At 61.2% G+C, this 18,172-nt stretch carries 17 protein-coding genes; 1 reads left to right on the forward strand and 16 read right to left on the reverse strand.

Annotated features, from left to right (window positions below; all coding sequences use genetic code 11):
* Positions 1-66 precede the first annotated feature (66 nt).
* On the reverse strand, positions 67-1,713 hold the full coding sequence (locus AB5Y76_RS15665) for a tetratricopeptide repeat-containing response regulator (RefSeq protein ID WP_263717509.1): 1,647 nt from the start codon (positions 1,711-1,713) through the stop codon (positions 67-69).
* Positions 1,714-1,872: 159 nt separating this feature from the next.
* The gene (locus AB5Y76_RS15670; protein ID WP_263717510.1) at positions 1,873-2,919 is read right to left on the reverse strand and encodes an FAD:protein FMN transferase; all 1,047 of its coding nucleotides are present in this window, start codon (positions 2,917-2,919) and stop codon (positions 1,873-1,875) included.
* Between the two features lie 335 nt (positions 2,920-3,254).
* Between AB5Y76_RS15670 and azu the strand changes: the two genes are divergently transcribed.
* Positions 3,255-3,695 (forward strand): azurin, encoded by a 441-nt coding sequence (azu, locus tag AB5Y76_RS15675; protein WP_005337768.1) that lies wholly within the window; start codon positions 3,255-3,257, stop codon positions 3,693-3,695.
* A gap of 114 nt (positions 3,696-3,809) precedes the next feature.
* Here the strand turns inward: azu and AB5Y76_RS15680 are convergent, their stop codons facing one another.
* From AB5Y76_RS15680 to AB5Y76_RS15745, 14 genes are all read right to left on the reverse strand, one after another.
* The gene (locus AB5Y76_RS15680; protein WP_216977975.1) at positions 3,810-4,367 is read right to left on the reverse strand and encodes a HutD family protein; all 558 of its coding nucleotides are present in this window, start codon (positions 4,365-4,367) and stop codon (positions 3,810-3,812) included.
* Positions 4,368-4,451: 84 nt separating this feature from the next.
* Complete coding sequence (locus AB5Y76_RS15685) at positions 4,452-5,111, reverse strand: YceH family protein (RefSeq protein WP_064336484.1); 660 nt, start codon at positions 5,109-5,111, stop codon at positions 4,452-4,454.
* Between the two features lie 139 nt (positions 5,112-5,250).
* Positions 5,251-7,389, reverse strand: coding sequence for a diguanylate cyclase (locus tag AB5Y76_RS15690; protein ID WP_047439203.1), 2,139 nt, complete (start codon positions 7,387-7,389; stop codon positions 5,251-5,253).
* On the reverse strand, positions 7,386-8,579 hold the full coding sequence (locus tag AB5Y76_RS15695) for an extracellular solute-binding protein (protein WP_263717511.1): 1,194 nt from the start codon (positions 8,577-8,579) through the stop codon (positions 7,386-7,388). Before AB5Y76_RS15695 ends, AB5Y76_RS15690 begins: the two co-directional genes overlap by 4 nt.
* A gap of 162 nt (positions 8,580-8,741) precedes the next feature.
* Positions 8,742-8,957 (reverse strand): YdcH family protein, encoded by a 216-nt coding sequence (locus AB5Y76_RS15700; RefSeq protein WP_005337763.1) that lies wholly within the window; start codon positions 8,955-8,957, stop codon positions 8,742-8,744.
* Between the two features lie 276 nt (positions 8,958-9,233).
* Positions 9,234-9,845, reverse strand: a complete 612-nt coding sequence (locus tag AB5Y76_RS15705) for a hypothetical protein (protein ID WP_005337761.1) — start codon at positions 9,843-9,845, stop codon at positions 9,234-9,236.
* Positions 9,842-11,203 carry an MATE family efflux transporter gene (locus tag AB5Y76_RS15710; RefSeq protein ID WP_263717512.1) on the reverse strand — a complete coding sequence of 454 codons (1,362 nt, stop codon included), beginning with the start codon at positions 11,201-11,203 and terminating at the stop codon, positions 9,842-9,844. Before AB5Y76_RS15710 ends, AB5Y76_RS15705 begins: the two co-directional genes overlap by 4 nt.
* A 121-nt stretch (positions 11,204-11,324) precedes the next feature.
* Positions 11,325-13,148 (reverse strand): SulP family inorganic anion transporter, encoded by a 1,824-nt coding sequence (locus AB5Y76_RS15715; protein WP_005361668.1) that lies wholly within the window; start codon positions 13,146-13,148, stop codon positions 11,325-11,327.
* Positions 13,149-13,219: 71 nt separating this feature from the next.
* Positions 13,220-13,810: a nucleotidyltransferase family protein gene (locus AB5Y76_RS15720; RefSeq protein ID WP_263717513.1), complete on the reverse strand. Its 591-nt coding sequence runs from the start codon at positions 13,808-13,810 to the stop codon at positions 13,220-13,222.
* A complete protein-coding gene (locus AB5Y76_RS15725) occupies positions 13,797-14,057 on the reverse strand; it encodes a GNAT family N-acetyltransferase (RefSeq protein WP_033114285.1) in 261 nt (86 codons plus the stop codon). The genes AB5Y76_RS15720 and AB5Y76_RS15725 overlap by 14 nt, the downstream gene beginning before the upstream one ends.
* A 176-nt stretch (positions 14,058-14,233) precedes the next feature.
* The gene (locus AB5Y76_RS15730; RefSeq protein WP_203117642.1) at positions 14,234-15,418 is read right to left on the reverse strand and encodes an iron-containing alcohol dehydrogenase; all 1,185 of its coding nucleotides are present in this window, start codon (positions 15,416-15,418) and stop codon (positions 14,234-14,236) included.
* A gap of 18 nt (positions 15,419-15,436) precedes the next feature.
* Entirely contained in the window at positions 15,437-15,967 is a 531-nt protein-coding gene (locus AB5Y76_RS15735) for a hypothetical protein (RefSeq protein ID WP_263717514.1), read from the reverse strand.
* The gene (locus AB5Y76_RS15740; protein ID WP_263717516.1) at positions 15,936-16,568 is read right to left on the reverse strand and encodes a TetR/AcrR family transcriptional regulator; all 633 of its coding nucleotides are present in this window, start codon (positions 16,566-16,568) and stop codon (positions 15,936-15,938) included. Before AB5Y76_RS15740 ends, AB5Y76_RS15735 begins: the two co-directional genes overlap by 32 nt.
* A gap of 11 nt (positions 16,569-16,579) precedes the next feature.
* Positions 16,580-18,025 carry a coniferyl aldehyde dehydrogenase gene (locus AB5Y76_RS15745; RefSeq protein WP_203117646.1) on the reverse strand — a complete coding sequence of 482 codons (1,446 nt, stop codon included), beginning with the start codon at positions 18,023-18,025 and terminating at the stop codon, positions 16,580-16,582.
* Between the last annotated feature and the right edge of the window lie 147 nt (positions 18,026-18,172).

The raw sequence follows: 18,172 nt of genomic DNA on the forward strand, positions 1-18,172 counted from the left end.
CTTCGTTTCCCTCGCATTGCCGAACTGGTTTCAGCATAGGCGGGGAAAAGGGGACGCGGCGGGGTCTTAGCTGAACTGGTTGAACTCCTGACGCAGCTTGCGAAAACGCTCCTGCTGGGCCGGGTTGAGGGGGATGCCGTCGAGCACGTCCAGGGTGTCTTTGCACTCGGCACCAAATTCCGGACTCTTGCGGTTTTTCTGCATCAGTTGCAGCAGCACCTGGATCTTGTTGAGAGCCGCACCGGTATTGGCGGGGGCGCGGCGCAGGGCCTCGCGAAAATGGCCGAGGGCCTGCTCCAGCTCGCCGCTCTGATAGGCCTTGATCCCCAGATCGTTGAGCTGCTGGTAGCGCTGACGCCGCTCCAGCACCGTCTTATCATCCCGGGTTGCCTGAATGCAGGTGGTGAGCAGCCGATCTTCGTCCTCCGCCAGCAGCCCTTGCAGGCTTTCGGCATATTCAAACTCGCCGAGCTGGTAGAGGGCGAGGATGGTCTCACCAAGCAGGGCGGGGGGCATGGTGGCCGGTTCATCGAGCCAGTTCTGATTGGCGCGATAGAGCATCTTCTTGCCCTTGAGCAGCTCCCCCAGCGCAATCTGCACCCGGGCCTGACAGATCTGCTCGAATACCGGGTAGTTGAACTCCGACATCATCAGCGAATCGCGGATGCGCGACAGGGCAGAATTGACCTGCTTTTGCAGGTTGGCGATGTGGTAGCTGTCGTTGCTGTTGAGGGCGTAGAGAGTCAGGGTCTGGATATAGGCCCCCAGATAATGGGGCGTGCGGTGAATGGAGTTGCGCGACAGGTCGATCAGCGACATCAGCACATCCTTGGCCTGGGCGTAGTCGTGGCGCTGCAGGCACACCTCCGCCAGCCGACGGGAGAGTTGCACCGACTGGGGGGAGATATCCACCGCCCGTCTGAGCTCCTGCTGCGCCTGCTCGTCATTGCCAAGGGCCAGCAGGGATTCTGCCAGCCAGAGGTGAGCCTCCACCATCAGCGGGGTATTTTTGAGGGTCGCCTGCAGATGGCTGACCGCCTCTTCGTGGAGCCCCAGGGTGTTGCACGCCTTGCCCAGCGTCAGGCGGGCCCAGCTGTTCTCCTGCCCAGCCAGCAGCTGGCGCATTAAAGAGCGAGCCTCCTGTGCCTGACCCAGCTTGAGGTGGGTATCGGCCTGCAGGCAGCGGCAGTAGTTGGCAAAACGGGGCACCGCATCGGCCCGCTCGGCACAGGCGGTAATGAGGGCTGCCAGATTGTCATCGGCCAGCGCGGTAAAGACGCTGGCCAGGACGTTGCGCCGGGCGAGGGCACGCTTCAAGCGAAACGAGAACTGCTCCTGGGAGAAGGGCTTCATCAGGTATTCGTCGGGCTCGGCTTCCAGCGCGCTCAGTACCATGGCGCGGGAGCTGTCGCCACTCACCATGATCACCACGCTCTGGGGCGGGATCAGATCTTTGTCACGCAGGCTCTCGAGCAGCTGGCGACCATTCTCGCCAACCCCGAGATCGTAATCGATGAGATAGATGTCGAAACTGCCCTTCTGGCAGCGGCGCCGCGCATCCTCGGCGGTATTGGAGTAGGTGATGTTGCTGATACCCAGATTGAGCAGCATCGCCTTCATCATCACCTGAAACGAGCGCTGCTCATTGACCATCAGAATGCGTTGTGGCTTGGCTGGGCTCTTTTTTTCTGGCTCTTGTTCAGGTGTCTGCATCTGTCTGGGTCGAGGCGCTACGGGCTGATGGGAGAAAGTGTGCCACCAAAGCGCCCGAAGAGGCAATTGGCCAAGTTGTCGATTGCGAACCATCTCCGTTTGTCCGCCTTTTGCCCGCGATGAGTGAAAGAGAAAGGCCCTGTTGCCAGGGCCTTGAACTCACCGTTTTTTCTCTGCCAGATAGGGAGCAAATTGCGGCGTGTACTCGGCCTTGAACCCCTGTTCGGTCTTGATGATGAGATAGACCGCCAGCTGGTGCTGTTTGGCAAAGGCCATCCCCGCTTCAGGCCCCATCACCATCAGGGCAGTATCGAGGGCGTCGGCCTCCAGCGCGGTCGGGGTGATGACGCTGGCGGAGACCAGCTTGTGGGTGACCGGCTGGCCGGTGGCGGGGTCGATGATATGGGAGTAACGCTGGCCATCCAGCTCGTAGTAGTTGCGATAGCTGCCCGCGGTGCTGAGCGCCATGCCGTTGGGGATGACGATATCGGAGAAGGCCCCCGGCTGATCGGAGGGTTCGACGATGGCCACTTTCCATGGCGAGCCCTTGCTGTTGTTGCCCTTGCTGCGCACCGCACCGGCCACTTCGATCAGGTAGTTGTGTACCCCCTTGCCCTCGAGCAGGGCGGCGATTTCATCCGATGCCGCCCCCTCGCCAAGAGTGGAGAGGTCGAGATAGAGATCCGGGATCGTTTTTTCGAGCAGGAAGTGATCCCCTTGCGGGGTCAGGGTCAGCTTGTCGATGCCCACCTTGTGGCGGGCGGCGGCGATGGCTGCCTCATCGGGCCGCTTGACCGGCCGTTTGTCCGGGCCAAAGCCCCATAGATTGACCAGAGGCCCCACGGTCACATCCAGCTTGCCGTCGGTCAGCTTACCGGCATCCATCCCCTGCTGGACTATGATGGCCATGGCGGGCGGGATGGCAAACGGGGTATTGGCGGGCCCCTGATTGAAACGGGAGATGAGCGAGCCCGGATCGTAGGTGGAGATCTCCTTGTTCATCCGGGCCAGCAGGCTCTCAACGTCGCTTTTGAGGGCGGGCTCCCCACCGGGGTAGCTATCGCTCAGGGTCACCACATAGTAGGTGCCCATGGTCTTGCCCTGAATACGGGTCTGGGCAGGCGGGGGGGGCTGGCAGCCGGCCAGCGCCAGCAGCAGGGTCAGCAGCAGGCCGCGCAGGGCCGCCACGGGGGTTATCGCAATCATCCGGCGCTCTCATCTGGAGAAGGTTCATATCGGGGCGCTAGCTTAGCCAAGGGGCGCCCGCCGGGCGAGCCTTGATAGGGCCAATCGGAGGGAAAAGGGCAGAAAAAATTAAACAGGTTTGAACCTGTGGCGGGAGCAGGCCGTATCGTCCATCCGTGAGGGAGATAGTGGCGAGTAGAGCACCGTCTGGTGACCTGGCCCGCAGCTTTGGCCAAAAGCCATAGCCGATTGAAGACAATTGAGTAAAATGAAGGTCGATTTAGACGGCATCTTTGCGAAGCGTTCACCGCATCCGCCAAGTCGTTGCCATCCATTGCCAATCAAAGGAGAAGATGATGAAAAAGGCGATTACCCTGCTGTTTCTGAGTACCCTGGCTGCCCCTGTGCTGGCGGATGAGTGTGCACTGGTCATCGAAGGCAATGATGCCATGCAGTACAACCTCAAAGAGATGAGCGTGCCGGCCACCTGCAAGGAGGTGACGGTCACCCTGAACCACACCGGCAAGCTGCCTGTGACCGCCATGGGTCACAACTGGGTGCTGGCCAGCACCGCCGACTATCAGACCGTGGCAACTGCCGGGATGAGCGCCGGGGCCGAGAACGGTTATCTGCCCAAGGATGATCCTCGTGTGCTGGCTCACACCAAGCTGATCGGCGGCGGCGAGAGCAGCAGCGTGACCTTCAAGACCGACGGTCTGGCGGGCAAGGATCTCACCTTCTTCTGCTCCTTCCCCGGCCACTTCGCCATGATGAAGGGCTCCTTCAAGGTCAACTAAGGTGCTGACCGGCACGAGCCGGTTGCCTCAATAGCAAAAGCCGGGATTTCCCGGCTTTTTCATCTCTGCTGTTTGTGTGTGGCGTGGCATGACTGCACACCGCCGACTTTTGCGCTATTTGGCCAGCAGGGTAAAGAAGGCGATGGCGGTCTTCTTCTGGCATTCGAAGTGAATGCTCTTTTCACCGGTCACCACCAGCGTCTCGTTGATGGCCACCTCTTTGCCCTGCACGGCCAGCTGGCCGCTCAGCAGGTGACAAAGGTAGGTCTTCTCTGGCTCGAGGGTAAGGGTCAGCGGAAAGGGGAGGTTCAGCACCCGCACGTTGGCGCTGATGCGATCCGGATGGTAGATAAGCCCCAGATCGGTCACCTCTTTTTTCAGCAACTCGCAGTGGGTCTCCTCATCGCCGCTAAAGTGCGCCGCCTCGAAGGTGGCGTAGGGGTGGCCGTTGAGCACAAAGCCTGCCCCGCTCACCGGCAGCAAAATGCGCTGATAGCCGGGAAAGGGGGAGAAGGGACCCGCGCTCTTGATGGGGGCCGAGCTCAGTCGATAGTCAAAGTCGAGTTTGGCAAGGCTGCTCCCCTTGGGGGAGATGAGGATCTGGCTGGTAGTGCCCTGCTGGTTTTTCCAGGGCATCTTCTGGTGGTCAGACTCTTTAATCAGGGTGATCACGGGCACTTCCTCACGATAAAAAACGCAGGGAGCCGGGGACATCAGCCCCGGCTCCCTGATAGAGATTGGCGATGGTAAAGGCGATCAGCCCTGACCATCCAGCGCAGCCAGCCGCGCTTCCATGGCGGCGAGACGGCTCTTGAGCTCGTTTACCTCCTGCTCCAGCTCGCTCAGACGGTCGGCGGCAGGGGAGGCATAGGCCGCGGCGGGGGCAGCATCCATCATCGCCTGAATATCCACTTCGCCGCTAAACAGGTGGGCGTAGCGGGATTCGCGCTTGCCCGGCTCGCGCGGCAGCTTGACCACGTAGGGGCCACGCTCGATGAGTTGGGTCAGTACCGCATCCACCTCGGTGACATCATCGAAGCTGCAGAGGCGGTTGGTGCGCGAGCGCAGCTCCCCCGGGGTTTGCGGGCCGCGCAGCAGCAGTTCGCAGACGATGCCGAGCTCCTGGGCACTGAATTTCAGCTCGCCAAATTCGGTGTTGCAGAATCTGTGCTGATAGCGGGGCACCCGGGCGTTGAAGCCTGCAGTGTTGACCACCAGCCGCTTGCGGATCAGCTCGTCCACCACGGCGCGGATATCGAGCTCGGAGAGCTCCAGCACCGGCTCGCGGTTGCTCTTCTGGTTGCAAGCGTTGACCAGTGCATTAAGGGAGAGGGGATATTGATCCGGGGTGCAGATCTCTTTTTCAATCAGACAGCCGATGACGCGGGCTTCCAGTGGGCCAAGTACTAACTCCATTTCCTACTCCCTTCCAAATCGAGACATCAAGAGCCCCTATCTTAGTCATGGTCCGCGCCGCGTCTAGCGTTGCGCGCCATTTTTGCGAGCTGATCAGGGCGTTGGCGAAAGGCTCGCCAACGCTACAGACCTCTGCTTTTTATCGCTGCCCCTGATAGAAGCGCGCCTTATTGGCATACATGGCGTCGTCAGCCACCCGGCTCAGCTCCGCCAGCGGGGTCTGGTCGCTGCTGCTCCAGCCGATGGCAAAACGCAGCGGGAAGCTGTGCTCCCCATGCTGCACGATGGCGTGCTGCTGGCTTGCCTCCAACCTGCCTGCCAGCTGCTGGCTGGCGAGGTGATCCGCCTCCGCCAGCAGAACGAACTCGTCGCCGCCGATGCGGAAAATCTTCTCATCCTGACGGCACAGCGTGCGCAGCTGGCGAGCCATCTGGATCAGCAGGGCGTCGCCTGCCTCGTGCCCATACTGGTCATTGGTACGCTTGAGGCCGTTGAGGTCGAGCATGAAGAGGGCGAGGTGACGCTCGGGATGGCGTGCCAGCACCGCCTGATAGTGATGGAAGGTCTCTTCGAACGCCTGTCGGTTGGGCAGCCCGGTGAGGTTGTCGGTGCGGGCGACCCGCGCCAGCTCGTCGGTGAAGAGGCGCCCCTCGATGCCCACCGCCAACTGCTTGGCAAACAGCCGCAAGATGGCCCTGTCTTCGGACTCCAGCCCTTCGGCGCTCACCATCAGATAACCAAACAGCACGCCACTTTGGCTACCGGGTAGAGTCATGATCTTCCAGAGAGCGTCATCCCACTGGCATTCGGAGTGTTTAACCTCCTCATCCATCAGTTGAGCCAGTTTCTCCTGCAAGGCATCCCGCAAGGGGAGATCGACCCCCTGGGTCAGGGAGTAGTGGGGCTGCCCGTCTCGGCGGATCACCAGTCCCCAGCGGTGGCCGGGATAGAGCTGCGAGAGCTGCAGCAGGGCGGAGCTGGCCAGCTCGGCAATATCGATATCCAGCTGCTGATGCAGACCGAACTGCAACCAGGATTGCAGGATATGGCGGCTGCGCTCCTCCCGGCTCAGGGCCGAGCGCAGGGCGGTCGTTTGCGAGGCGACCTCTTGCTCCAGTTCGTCGTTGAAGTCGAGCAGCCGCTGGTTGAAGGCCTCTTTCTCGCTATTGGCCTGCTGCAGCTGTTCATTTTGCTGATAGAGCGCCCGCACCTGATCCGAGATGGTGCTGGCCATCTCCTGCAGCAACTGGCGCACCTCGTCGTACTCCACAAAGCGCAGCGGCGCCTGCCGTTGCTGGTAATTGCCCTTGCCATAGCTGCGCACCAGCGCGGCCAGCGAGCGCAGCGGTCGGGTGAGCCAGCGGGTGAGCCAGACGCAGCCGATGGCTACCAGCAGCAACATGACGGCGATGCTGACGGTCAGCAGCTGTTGGGATTTGTTGAGCTCGCTGACCCTGTCATTGCTGTAACTGTAGAGGGTGATGGTGGGGGTGATCTCCTGCTCCAGCTGGGGCCAGCCAATGGCCAGGGGCTGCGCCATCTTGCTTGGCTCCCTGTCATCCATGGCGTTGGCGCTCTGGTGAGCCCCTTCGTAAAGACGGTTCTCGCCCTGGGAGATCACCAGATATTCGCTCCCCTTGAGATAGGGCTCCAGCAACTGGGCCATCTGTCGCCAGGGGAGGATGGCCATCACAAAGCCGGAAGGGGTCTGCATCACCCCTGCTCGCTGGTGGTTGCGATAGATGGGGGCTACCAGCGCCAGCCCGCCGCTGCGGTTTTGCTCCATGTCGTCGACCAGCAAGGGATCATCGACGGGCAGCAGCAGATGCTTGCCCTGTTTCGCCTCGCGGGTCTTGCCCCAGGCCATTAGCTGCGGCATCAGGTCGCTGGACTCGAGGTGGGAGGCCTGGCCATTGATGTACTCCACCACCAACCCCTTGTCATCGATGAGGTAGGCCGAGGTGATCAGGCTGTTGGATTTGACAAAGGTGGCCAGCGCCAGCCGGGCATGGCTGGAGAAGAGGAAGTTGTCGAGGGCCTGATGGAGTACCCGATCCTGGCTGAGCTGATTGAGCTGGGTGCCGATCAGCTCGCTGCGAAAGCGGGCCTCGCGGGTCATGCTGGTGAGGGCTCGCTCCAGCTGCGACTGCTCGCTCTGGGCGATGATCTGGTGCTGGCGGATCAGCAGCACAGTGCTGGCCAGCAGCGCCGGCAGCAGGGCGACGGTGAACAGGATGATGATGAGGGTCGGTCCAAGCCGAAAGGTGCGATGTTTCATGGTGCTTTGACCTGCCGGTACTGCTGATCGGCCAGCTGCTGCATATAGCGGGCGGTGTCGGCGGCACTGATCCCCTCTTTAAAGCGCTCGAACCCTTTCTCCATCGCTTGCCAGGCGATGGACATGGCGCTGTCGGAGGGCATGGGGGTACTGAGGGTGAACTGTTCCAGCAGCACTTTTTCCTGAGGCGTGGGACGGCGGCTGATGGCGGTAAAAGCCTGCTGATTGACCGGCAGCAGCGCTCCCTGATGATAGATGAACTGCTGAATATCCTGACGCTGGATAAAGGCCATCAGTGCCTTGATGACGGGTTGCCGATCCTCATCATCCATCGCCCAGCGGGAGGCTCCCATCACGTAGGCGCCGCTCATGGAGTGCATGGGATGGCTTTGCCAGCGGGGCAGCAGGGCAACGCCCAGCTTATCCCCCATGTTCTTCACCAGATCGTTGAAGGCCCAGTCCCCATTGATGAGGTAGGCGCTCTTGCCCTCATTGAAGCGGGCGAGGGCGGTATCATAGTCACACTCGGGATCGACCCACTGTTCGCTGGCGACGGTGCGATAGGCCTCCAGCGCCTGCACCATGGCCGGGCTGTCGAGGGTGATGCGCCCTTCGGTTACCGGCGAGCCACCAAAGGTGTGTAAAAAGGCGGCGAAGTAGTACATGTCGTGATAGGGCCAGCTGACGGGGCAGACCCCCTTGGTCTTGAGGGCCGGGGTGATAGCAGTCAGTTGCTGCCATTGGGTCACCGGAGTCGAGACCAGCGCCTTGTTGTAAAACAGCATCAGATGGTTGCCCTGCATCATGGGCATGCCCCAGCGTTGCCGATCCAGGGTGACATAACGCAAGGCGCTGGCCATCAGCGCGGGGGAAAACCACTCGGCCGGTAGGGGAGCGAGGGTCATCTGGCGATAGAGGCCGATAAAATCGGAGGGGATCAGCATCAGATCGGGCAGCCCCCTGGCCTGAGCTGCCAGCAGGAGATCCGCCTTGATCTTGCCCGGCTCAATCTGGGTGACGCGCACTCTGTGGTTCCCCTCCTGATTGAAGCGGGCGATCACCTCGTCGATCACGTAACCGGCTTGCTGGGAGTGCCACAGCTCCAGTTCAGGCTCCTGAGCCTGCAGGGGGTGGCTCAATGCGAACAGGCAAAGCAGCAAGAGATGATAAAAAGATCGTTTTCTGCTCATGTTATCATCACCGTTATTCCCTGAATTCCAAGGGAAAAATGTAACAAACTACCGGCAAGATCGGTAGGCTCGGGTGTCAACTAATTGACTGAAACAACAAAAAGCCCGGCGCGTGGGCCGGGCTGGGGGATAAATTGCTTATCCGCATATTCTTCGAGGCATCTATTGTGGATGTTGTTTGAGGATGTCGTATATCTCCTCTTTCAGTTTGAGTTTCTGTTTTTTCAGATCTCTCACCTCGGCGCTATAGTCGCTGGCGTGATGCTTTTCCAACTTTCTAATCTCCGCATCCAGGTCGTTGTGCAAGTCAAACTTCTTCTGGAAATGGACATCACTGCTCTTCAGTTTCGAGATGAGTTCTCTGTACTCTGGGAACATGTAATGGAGCCTCCTTGGTTTCGTTTGATTGTGCCTGTAAGACCAAAGCTACCCCTTAGTGCCGGGGATAAATGTGATCCTGATCGGATTTGGGGGCAATGATTTGGAGTATTCGACGGGATATTTATAACTTGTTGAATCAAAACAAGATAAGTGATTTGTCAATCTGAATGGTGAGCCAAACTGTGCGACAAGTCACAACAGGGTCAGTGTTGGCGTGAGGGTGCAGGATCAAAAAAGGGGCCGAGTGGCCCCTTTTTATGGATGCAGGCAACGTTACTCTTTCTCTTCGTCCGCCTGCTCTTTTTTCTTTTTCTTCTCGGGCAGCGGCTTGCCGTCGCGATGGATCACCTTGCCCGCCTCAAAGCCAATCTGGGCGGCCAGCTCCTCCAGATCCGCCGACTTGGCCTGATCCCCGATGGCGTAGCGATAGTTGGCGATGGAGAGTTTGTCAGCCACCGGCGTGCCCGGGACGATAGGCTCGCGCCAGCCCTGGCCGATGTGGGCCACCAGGGTGCCGTTCATCAACAGCTCGCCGACGATCTCCTGGGTCGGATTGCCCTTGCCGTAGGTGAGACCCTGCGGGTGCTTCTTGCCGACCAGCGGCTCGTTGCTGGCGGGGATCAGCTTGGTGCGGATCAGCCACTTGGGCTTTTTGGTGTTGCCCACCGCCTTGCCGGTCTGGTACTCGTTGATCTTGATGGTCTTGATCATCTGGGCCATGAAGTCCTTGGTCAGCGCCTTCTGGGCGTCGCTGGTTTCATCGATGGCGATGGGGGCCACATACCAGGTCTGGGTGGCTTGAGCCTTGGGAGCGGCAGGGGCAGTTTGCGCCATGGCCAGGGGGCTGAGCAGGATGGCAGCCAGCAAGAGTCCTATCTTCTTCATTGTGATTCCGCTTTTGTTTCAACAAGAATTTTGTTTTGCCAGCGACGACTGCGCCAGCGCCAGAACATGGCCAGACCGCGCACCCACTCGTCGCAGGCCAGCGCCAGCCAGATACCGACCAGTCCATAACCCTGCATGATACCGAGGAAATAGGAGAGTGGCACGGCAATTCCCCACATGGAGAGCAACGCCATGTAGAGGGGGAAACGGGCATCCCCGGTAGCCCGCAGGGCGTTGATCACCACCAGATTGAAGGTGCGGCCGGGTTCGAGGATAAGGCTGATAAGAAACAGTTGCGCCACTTGGGTGATGATGTCGGCATCATCGGTAAAGAGGCTGATGATGGTGCGGCCATTGAGTGCCGCCGCCACGGCGATGACGCAGGTGACTGCCAGCCCCAGCTTGAGGCTCTTGAGCAGCTGCTGATAGGCGCGATCGAACTGCCTGGCCCCCGCCAGATGGCCGATGATGATCTCGTTGCCAAGGCCGATGGAGAGGCCAAACAGCAGGATAAACAGGCAGATCTGGAAGAAGTAGGATTGGGTCGCCAGCGCCTTGTCCCCCAGCAGTCCGACAAAGGCTGTCACCACCATAAACTGCAGCATCCAGGAGAGGTTCTCCCCTGCCGCCGGCAGGCCGATATGGAGTACCTTGCCGAGCATCTCCCGGCTGGGGTGGACGATATTGCGCATCACCAGTCGAATGCCGGTCTTGCGGGCCACCAGCCACACCAGCAGCACCACGCCGATCAGGCGGCCCGCGACCGTGCTGATCGCGACACCGGCGACCCCCAGCTGGGGCAAGCCGAACCAGCCGTAGAGCAGCAGCAGGTTGCCGACGAAGGTGATGAGGTTGACGATGAGGGTCACATACATCGCCTGACGGGTGTGGCCGTGAGCGCGCAGGGTGGCCGCCAGACAGAGGGCTGCCGCTTCCGGTAACAGGCAGAGACCGATGATCTGCAAGTAAAGCGTCCCGTCGCTCATCAGGTTGGCGGGCAGGTTCATCAGCGCCAGCATGGTGCTTGCCCCCGCCATCACGCCAATGGCCGCTACCAGACCGATCAGCAGGTTGAAGCCGATGGCGGTATGGATCACCACCCGACTCTTCTCCCGATCGCCGGCCCCCAGATACTGGGTGATCACCACGCTGGTACCGATACTGACGAAGCTGAACAATGTGATGGCGAGATCGAACACCTGATTGCCGACCGCCAGCGCGGCCACTCCCTGATAGGAGACGTGACCCACCATGAAGGTATTGAGGGCGCCGGTCAGAAAGTGCAGGGCGAGATCGATAAAGAGCGGCCAGGTCAGCGCAAATAGCGTGCCCGGGCCTGCATGGGATTGAGATTGCATGGCATGTCCAACAGCTGGGAGTGCACGGGGGAGTGCCCTCTGGGGGCGCATTTAACACCAAGGCCCTGGCCGGTGCAATCCTTGTGCAGGATTGCACCGGCCAGGGGAGCAGGCCAAGGTGTCAGGCAGGCGTGGCGCCCGCCTCCTGTTCGCTTGGCAAGGTGAGGCGAGCCGAGTCGGGCAGGGCATCATCCTGCGGCCAGTTGGAGCGGATGGCATCTGTGGTGCTCTCCACCACCGCATCATCCTTGAACACCGGCTCGCGGTAGCAGCGGGTCAGGCGCAGCGCCTGATACATGTCGGGGCAGAGGATGATCCCCTCATCGCCCACCCGCACACCCGCCTGCTTTAGCCAGTGAGTCATCTGGCCGTGGCGACCCGCCATCACCATATGGATGCCGCGCCGTTTCAGCTCTTTGTGCAGCTCTCCCACCATGCTCATCACGCTGATGTCCTGATGGGTGAAGCAGGCGACCGCATCGATCACCAGACACTTGGGGGCTCGGGGATCCTGCACCAGCAGGGCCAGCACCCGGCGCTTGAAATAGGGGGCATTGAAGTAGGTGAGCGGCGAGTTGAAGCGATAGACCAGAATACCCGGGATCGCCTTGGCCTGTTCGTTGTCCCCCAGGGTACGCACCACCCCCTCGTCATCCATGCCGAGCAGCTGGTCGGTGGGGCGCATCACATTGCGCAGGAACTGGAACAGCCCCAGCAACACGGCGAGGGTGATCCCGGGGATCACTCCCATGGTGAGCACGCTGATAAAGGTGACCAGCGCCAGCCAGAAGGCGGAGCGATCGGAGTTACGCAGCGCCCACAGTCCGCGAAAGTCGGTGAGCGAGAGGGATGCCATTACCAGCACCACCCCGAGGGCGGCGGTCGGGATGTATTTGAGCGGCGCCGTCAGATAGAAGGTGATGAGGGCGATCACCGCCGCAGCGATGATGGAGACCAGCTGGCTCTTGCCGCCGTTGGCGTCGTTGACCGCGGTGCGTGAATCCGCGCCGCTGATGGCAAAGCCTTGCGAGACCGCCGAGGCGAGGTTGGCCATACCGAGCGCCCGAAACTCCTTGTCCGCGTCTATCTCATAACCGTTTTTGGCGGCAAAGCTGCGGGCGGTCAGCATCATGGAGACGAAGCTCACCATGGCGAGGTTAAGGGCAGGCAGCACCAGCTCCCGCATCAGACCGGGGGGAAATTCCGGCATCTGGAACGCGGGCAGGCCGGAGCCCACCGTCCCCAGGGTGGCGATATCAAACTGGCCGAGATTAAAGCCCCACACCAGCGCAGCGGTCACCACCATGGCCACCATGGAGGAGGGCCATGCCGGTTTGTAGCGCTTGGCCAGCAGCAGGGTGAGCAGGGCTACCAGACTCATGGCCAGGGTAGGCAGATGGGTCTGGGTGATATAGGTGGCCCCGCTGGCGATCCGCTCGATGAGGTAACGTTCGCTGAAAGTGAAGCCGAAGATCTTGGAGAGCTGGCCCACCATGATGGTGATGGCCACACCATTGAGCAGCCCCATCAGGATCGGGCGGGAGAGAAAGTCCGCCAGCACTCCCAGCTTGAAGCGGCTGGCAATCAGGCACCAGAAGCCGGTCATGGCGGTCATGGTCATTACCAGTTGCCAGTGACGGGTGGGGTCGCCTGCGGCCAGCGGCGTCACCACGGCGGCGATGACCGCACAGGTGGCGGCATCGGGGCCGACAATCAGCTGTCGGGAGGTGCCAAACAGGGCATAGACCAGCATGGGCAGGATGCAGGAGTAGAGGCCGACGATGGCGCCGACCCCGGCGAGTTCTGCATAGGCGATGGCGACGGGCAGTGCCACGGCCGCCACCGAGAGTCCGGCGCGAAGATCTGGCATCAACCAGGCGCGCTGGTAATGCAGCAGGGCGGCGAGGCCCGGTAGCCAGCGTTCGAGAGAGAAGAAGTCGCGCATTATTTAACCCATTGAGTTACAACCAGCTTTTCCCCTAGTGTGCCCAAGGTTATCGAAAGATTGCAATCAGGTTATGGCCAGTTTACCTGAAGGTCAGGCCAGATAGCCTGCCAGCGTTTCTCCTTGATGCGCTGGGTAAAAATCTGTTTGTCCTGGCGACATTTGGGGTTGGCACTCACTTGCAGCGACCAGTTGATGGCAAAGCCGTAGGGGGCGAGCCACTCGAACTCGCCATCCTGATTCAGGCGTACGCCGATGCAGGTGGGCACTTCGACCCAGTGGCTGAGCGCCTCAAGGCTGCTGGCAAACGGCGTTACCAGCTGCCGCGTGTGCATGCGGGCCTGATTGCGCACTTCCCACTGCTGGTCGGGTAGGCGTTTGGCGAGCCAAGCTTCGTGCTCCGCTTCGGCCAGCCCTTGCGGATCGGTTTTGTCGAGATAGATAAGGTCGATATCGTTGAGCGGGGTGGGCTCCGCCTTGTGGTGAAGGTGATCCCAGATGAGGTTGCGGATAAAGCCTGCTCCCAGCGCCCAGTCGGGCAGATTGAGCTCGGCAGCGGCTTGCAGGCAGGCCATCCGCTGCGGATCGGCCCGCAGCAGTGCTTCGGTTTTGGCTTGGAAGGCGTGTTCTTGCTTGGGATCTAATGGCTCAACTATTGGCATTTCGGCGTAACCAGACGTCAATGTAACTGCAGCTGGGCACTATAGTGAGCCCCTCTGCCTGAGTCCAGTTGAAGAGGGCGCGGGCCAGCTGATCGGCAATCCCCTGCACCCGCAACTCGGGCGGTACAAAGGTGCTGTAGGCATCTATGGTCTTGGCATCGAGGCGCCGGTAGCGCAATCTCGACTCCTTCCCCTCCACCATACAGATGAATTGCTGCTGGTTGGCCTGATGAATGATGTCGCTCATGGTGGGCACCTCTGGCATGAAGATGGCTGTCTGCACAATAACTGTTAGCCAAGGTATAGAACAGATAACGGCAGCATGGGGTCAATATCCTTCCCCGATGTCTCCTCTCTGCGTCATATCGGGATCCTGCTCAAAAGATACCCGGCACTCTGCCGGGTATCTTTTGTCTGCGTGATTCAGGCCCAGGCCCGCTCCAGCAGGGTGAGTAACTGCTCACGGTCGGCATCCTTGCGATTGAACAGCAGGGCACCGTCGTTGATCGCCAGATCGCGGATCTCGGTCAGTAGCGAGCGATCGCTTACCCCTGCCTCGCTCATGGTGCGCGGCAGCTTGACTGCTTGCCACAAGGTGTCGCGCAGGGTGCGAATGGCTGTGATGGTCGCCTCCGCCCGCTGATGGGCCGGGGTGGCAGCAAAGCGCTCTGCCCCCACCAGCGGCAACAGCAGGCGCGCCAGCTCGTTATCCACCTCGGGGCGGTTGTAGTCGAGCACGGTGGGCAAAAAGAGGTTCATGCACAGCCCGTGGGGCAGATGGCAGCGGGCTCCCAGACTGTGACCGAGGGCGTGCACCAGCCCCACCATGGAGTTGGAGAATGCCATGCCAGCCAGCGTGGAGCCTTCCGCCAGTTGCAGCCGCAGCTGCTTGTTTTGCGGGTAGTGGATGATTTGCGGCAGGGCACTGGCGATCTTCTCCACCGCCATCAGGGCCAGTGCATCGCTCACCGGGTTCTTGGCGGTACCGATAAAGGCCTCGATGGCGTGGGTCATAGCGTCCATGGCAGTGGCGGCGGTGATATTGAGGGGCAGCCCCTGGGTCAGGCGCGGGTCGAGCACCGCCAGTTGGGGCAGCAGGAAGGGGGAGGTGAAGGGCACCTTGCGCCCGCTCGCCTCATCCTTGATCACTGCAACCAATGTTACTTCTGATCCTGTGCCCGCCGTGGTCGGCACCACCGCCAGCGGCTTGAGGGGACGGGTCAGGCAACCGGCGCCCGAGTAGTCGAGCAGATGATCCCCCCCCATGGAAGTGAGAATGTTGACTGCCTTGGCGGTGTCGATGACCGAGCCGCCCCCCAGCGCCACCAGACTGTCGCAGTCGAGCTCGCGATAGCGTTTGGCGATCCGCTCCACCACGGCAGTGGAAGAGTCGGCCGGGATCTCGTCCCAGATGGCGGCGACCGGCAGCTCTCCTTCGGCCAGCACATTGGCCAGCAGGGTGGCAAGGCCGGTGGCATTGACCCCCTTGTCGGTCAGCAGCAGCGGGCGATGGGCACCCAGGCTGGCCAGCTCGCTGGCCAGCTGCTCCAGCGCCTGTTCACCGGCCAGCAGTTTGACCGGGCAGAAAAAATCGTAATAGCGGCTCATTTCAAGGCTCCTTGCGCGTTAGCCGGTCACCAGACCCAGATAGATGTTGCAGGCCCGGCCAAGCTTGTTGGTCGGGGCGGGATAGTGGCGCAGCAGCGGCCGCGCGATAAAGGCGGGCAGGATCAGGGACTGCAACTGCTCAAGTCCCCGCACCAGATGCATGGCAACGGTCAGATCCCCCTCCACCAGCAGCCGGTTTTCGCCAAATGCCTGATTGACCCCGAGCCGAAAGCTCAGGGCGCGAAAGGCGATATTGGGGTGCTTGAAGCGCACCCGCAGCGGATGGATGGTGGCATGGGGGGCGACTGGCGCGCTGGGATACCAGCGCCCACCCTGCTTGTGCATGTTCATGGCGTAGCCTATGCCGCCCACTTCGAGGCGAATAGCCAACCCGTCCGGCAACGGCGCCAATTCACGGCGTACTGCCTCGTCGGTGCGGGCGGCGCGGCAGAGGGTACGACCCACCACCCAGAGCAGAGTGGTGATCCAGAGGCGGCGGCCAAGGGCTGCCGCAGATTCAAACGTCCATGTTGGTATGGAAAGGCGCATGAGGATTGGCTCCTGAGATGGCTGACCAGAAGAGGGCGAACGCACTGGCTTGCCAGTAGTCGTCCTGTCCCAGCTCCGGTTGATCGACAAACAGTGATGCGCAGGCGAGGAACTGGCCCTGACACACCTCCAGCAACAGTGGCGCGGGGGCCTGCATCAGCTCGCCGCTGGCCTGCCCCTTTGCCAGCAGGGCAGGCAGAAAGCGCAGGGCATCGTTCAGGATCTGGCTGCGGGCCGGTCTGGCCAGCAGCGGAGAGTGAAAGAAGCCGAGCACAAATTTGAGCTCATTGGGGTTAGCCTGCATCCACTCCATCGCCAGCTGCCAGTAGTGGCGGGTCTGGTCGTACAGCGGCAGGGTGGGATCTGCTTCATGGATGGCGCTCCCCATCCGGGTTTTCACATCCTGATAGAGGGCGAGGATCAGCGCCTCCTTGCTCGGAAAGTGGTGGAACAGAGTGCCGTTGGCCACCCCGGCCGCCTTGGCGATTCGAGCGGTGGCGGCCCCCTGCAGGCCATCTTCGGCGCAGAGGGCGAGGGCGGCATCCAGGATCTGGCGGCGCTTGTCGGTCATGGTTTGTGGCTGCGGGATAGCCTGGTTCATGGTCATCTCCATCAGCGCAGGAAGAAGGCCATCATCAGCTTCTGGATCCAGCTGTGGTAGGGCGGATGGATCAGGGAGCCGGTGGTGAACTTGCCGCGGGTCAGCACGGTTTTCGCCTTGGAGAAGGTAAGAAACCCCTCGTGGCCGTGGTAGTGGCCCATGCCGGAGGCGCCGATGCCGCCAAACGGCACATCGTCGGCCGCTACCTGAAACAGGCTCTCGTTGATCGCCATGCCGCCGGAGTGGGTCTCCCGGGTCACTCGCGCCTGCAACTCGGGATCGAAGCTCATCAGATAGAGGGCCAGCGGGCGGGGCCGCTCGGCCACATAGGCGAGTGCCTCCTCCAGGGTGTCGTAGGGAATGAGCGGCAGCAGCGGGCCAAAGATCTCCTGCTGCATCACCTGACATTGACCCGGCACCCCGGTCAGCAGGTGGGGCACCAGCAGGCGACGCTGGTCGTCGCGGGCCGGGTTGCCACAGGGGTGGAGCTGGGCACCCGCCTGCTCGGCTTCATCGAGCCAGCTGACGAGACGTTGATACTGGCGGCCGTTGATGATGGCGCCGTAGTCGGCGCTATTGAGCCCCTGCGGGTAGAGCTTGCTGAAGTGGCGGCGATAGGCGGCGATAAAGTTATCCACCTCGCTGCGGGGCAGCAGCACATAGTCGGGTGCGACGCAGATCTGCCCGGCGTTGAGGCTCTTGCCGAAGATCATCCGCTCGACCGCGGTGGCGACCGGCATGTCGGGGGCGATGAGACAGGGGCTCTTGCCACCCAGCTCAAGGGTGAGGGGGGTGAGCTGGGGCGCGGCGGCGGCCATCACCAGCTTGCCCACCATGGTTGAGCCGGTAAACAGCAGGTGATCGAACGGCAGCGAGCTGAACGCCGCCGCCATCTGGGCATCCCCTTCGATGATGGCGATCTCGTTTTCGTCAAACATGCTGGTGAGCATGGTGCGCAGCACGGCGTTGGTATGAGGGGTGAACTCGGAGAGTTTCAGCATCGCCCGGTTGCCCGCCGCGATGGCGGTGATGAGGGGGCCAAGGCTCAGCATCACCGGAAAGTTCCACGGCACGATAATGCCGACCACCCCGAGCGGCTGGAAGTGCACCTCTACTTTGGCGGGAGCCAGCAGCAGGCCGGTGTGACGGCGGTGGGGCTGCATCCAGCGCTTGAGCCGCTTCTGGGTGTAGTTGATCTGCATGATGCAGGGCAGCACATCGGCGATCAGGCTGTCGTAGTGGCTGCGCTGGCCATAATCTGCCGCCAGCGCCTTGCACAGCTGCCCCTTGTGGGCGAGCAACGCCTGCTTGAGTTTGGTCAGCTGCGCCCGGCGCTCGGCCAGGGTTGGCATGGGGTGAGCCAGACTCGCCCGCTTGAGCCGTGCCAACTGATCCGGCAGGGACAATTTGATGGCGAGGATATCCTCAGGAGTGTGTTGAAGCTGCGCCGCACCCATGTTGTTCTCCGCATGAAAAGTGACCGACTGATTAGTCGGTCTAAATCTAGCTGTTTGTTACCGGAATGTAAAGCTGGCAAGCTGTCTGCCGTTCACCACGAGCCAGACGCAAGAGAGAACTGTGTGTCTCCCCACACTTTTGTGGTT

Origin of the sequence: Aeromonas sp. R1-2 (genome assembly GCF_040908505.1) — a bacterium.
GTDB classification, from domain to species: Bacteria; Pseudomonadota; Gammaproteobacteria; order Enterobacterales; family Aeromonadaceae; genus Aeromonas; species Aeromonas veronii.